This window comes from Corallococcus praedator (assembly GCF_003612125.1).
Lineage (GTDB): Bacteria > Myxococcota > Myxococcia > Myxococcales > Myxococcaceae > Corallococcus > Corallococcus praedator.
On the sequence record NZ_RAWI01000495.1, the window covers coordinates 2,501 to 5,000 of the forward strand.

Below are 2,500 nucleotides of genomic sequence, written 5' to 3' on the forward strand. Positions count from 1 at the left end.
TACCTGCGGTGGTAGTGCAGGGACGTTCTTTGACAAGTGCATACGAAGGGTAAGTTGCAATTTCTGCTGAGTGAAGTTCTCAACAGAAGTGCCGACTTCATGAAGTAGCCGCCAGGCGCCGCGAGGCAGCTTGGAGGTGAAAATGAAGTCTCCCACTTTAAGAAGAAGCAGTGAGAATCAAGCAATAAAGAGTCTTCCGGGTCTGCTGCGAAGAGCAGGGGCCTGGGCCTTGGCCTCGAGTTTCGACAATCCCGCCGGGAGGCGGGCGTGACGACAAGAGATCAGGGCAAGTAAGCTACTAAGGGCGTGCGGTGGATGCCTAGGTGCCAAGAGGCGATGAAGGACGTGGGTGGCTGCGAAAAGCTTCGGGGAGTTGCCAACCAAACGTTGATCCGGAGATGTCCGAATGGGGAAACCCAGCGCGGCGAATAGCTGCGTTACTCCAGTCTGAATCCATAGGGCTGCGAGAGCGAACCAGGGGAAGTGAAACATCTCAGTACCCTGAGGAAGAGAAAACAATGAGTGATTCCCAAAGTAGTGGCGAGCGAAATGGGAAGAGGCCAAACCAACGTCATGCAAATGGCGGTGGGGTAGCGGGTCCGCGGTAGGACTTTGACAGGCTAGTGGAAGCGTCCTGGAAAGACGCACCAAAGAGCGTGATAGTCGCGTACACGAAAGCCAGTTGGAGCTGAGCGGGTTACCCAAGTAAGACGGGACACGTGCAATCCTGTCTGAATCTGCCGGGACCATCCGGTAAGCCTAAATACTCCTTGGCGACCGATAGTGAACAAGTACCGCGAGGGAAAGGTGAAAAGAACCCCGGTGAGGGGAGTCAAAAGAACCTGAAACCGCATGTCTACAAGCAGTTCGAGCACTACGGCGCAAGCCAGTGCGAGAGCGTACCTTTTGCATCATGATTCGGCGACTTAATATACGTAGCGAGGCTAAGCCGATAGGTGGAGCCGGAGCGAAAGCGAGTCCGAACAGGGCGTCGAGTTGCGTGTATTATAACCCGAAGCGGGGTGATCTACACATGGCCAGGTTGAAGTGCGGGTAACACCGCATGGAGGACCGAACTCATGAAAGTTGAAAATTTCTGGGATGAGCTGTGTGTAGGGGTGAAAGGCCAATCAAACTCCGTGATAGCTGGTTCTCCCCGAAAGATATTTAGGTATCGGCTCGGGCAATTCAATGCCGGAGGTAGAGCACTGGAACGGCTAGGGGTCTCACCAGATTACCAAACCGTACCAAACTCCGAATGCCGGCAATTGTTATCCCGGGACGCAGTCAGTGGGTGATAACGTCCATTGGCAAGAGGGGAATAACCCAGACCGACAGCTAAGGCCCCCAAATCTAGTCTAAGTGAACACTAGAAAGGATGTGGCAGGTCATTGACAACCAGGAGGTTGGCTTAGAAGCAGCCATCCTTTAAAGAAAGCGTAATAGCTCACTGGTCAAGACAGGCCGCGCCGAAAATGTAACGGGGCTCAAGACTAGTGCCGAAGCTTCGGGTCATGCGCGTCAGGCGCGTATGGCGGTAGGGGAGCGTCCCAGTTGCAGCGAAGGTAGACCGAAAGGGCTGCTGGAGCGACTGGGAGTGCTGATGCCGAAATGAGTAGCGATAAAGGGGGTGAGAAACCCCCTCGCCGTAAACCCAAGGTTTCCTGGGTCAAGTTAATCTTCCCAGGGTTAGCCGGGTCCTAAGCCGAGGCCGAAAGGCGTAGGTGATGGCAAGCAGGTTAATATTCCTGCGCCATCTTGCAGACGTTGAACTGAGGGAGGACGGAGAAAGCTAGGCGAGCTGACCGGTGGTTGTGTCAGTCTAAAGACGTAGGGGTGTCGCGTACGAATAAAGGCGCGGCAGCTATCCCCGAGATCCCATGGCGCCCCGCAAGGGGTAAGTCGCTGATGCTCGGCTTCCAAGAAAAGTCCCGCAGGGAGTCTGCAGGGTGTCCGTACCGCAAACCGACACAGGTGGGTGAGGAGAAAATCCTAAGGCGCTTGAGAGAACTCTCCTCCAAGGAACTAGGCAAATTTCCACCGTAACTTCGGAAGAAGGTGGGCCTCTGGTAGGTGTAGGCGTACAGCCGAAGCCGAGAGAGGTTGCAGAGAAATGGCGGTAGCGACTGTTTACCAAAAACACAGGACTCTGCGAAGGCGACAAGCCGACGTATAGGGTCTGACTCCTGCCCGGTGCTGGAAGGTTAAGGGGATTCGTCAGCCGCAAGGCGAAGCGATGATCCGAAGCCCCAGTAAACGGCGGCCGTAACTATAACGGTCCTAAGGTAGCGAAATTCCTTGTCGGGTAAGTTCCGACCTGCACGAATGGAGTAACGACTTCCGCACTGTCTCGGAGAGGGACTCAGCGAAATTGAAATAGCTGTGCCGATGCAGTTTACCCGCAGCAAGACGGAAAGACCCCGTGAACCTTTACTACAACTTGACAGTGACACTAGGGATTGACTGTGTAGGATAGGTGGGAGCCTTTGAAGCCGGGCCG

The 2,500-nt window shown here is 54.7% G+C and carries 1 rRNA gene (only partly in view); it reads left to right on the top strand.

Annotation, left to right across the window (positions count from 1 at the left end):
* Positions 1 to 288 precede the first annotated feature (288 nt).
* Positions 289 to 2,500, top strand: a 23S ribosomal RNA gene (locus D7Y13_RS37075) (it continues 756 nt past the right edge of the window).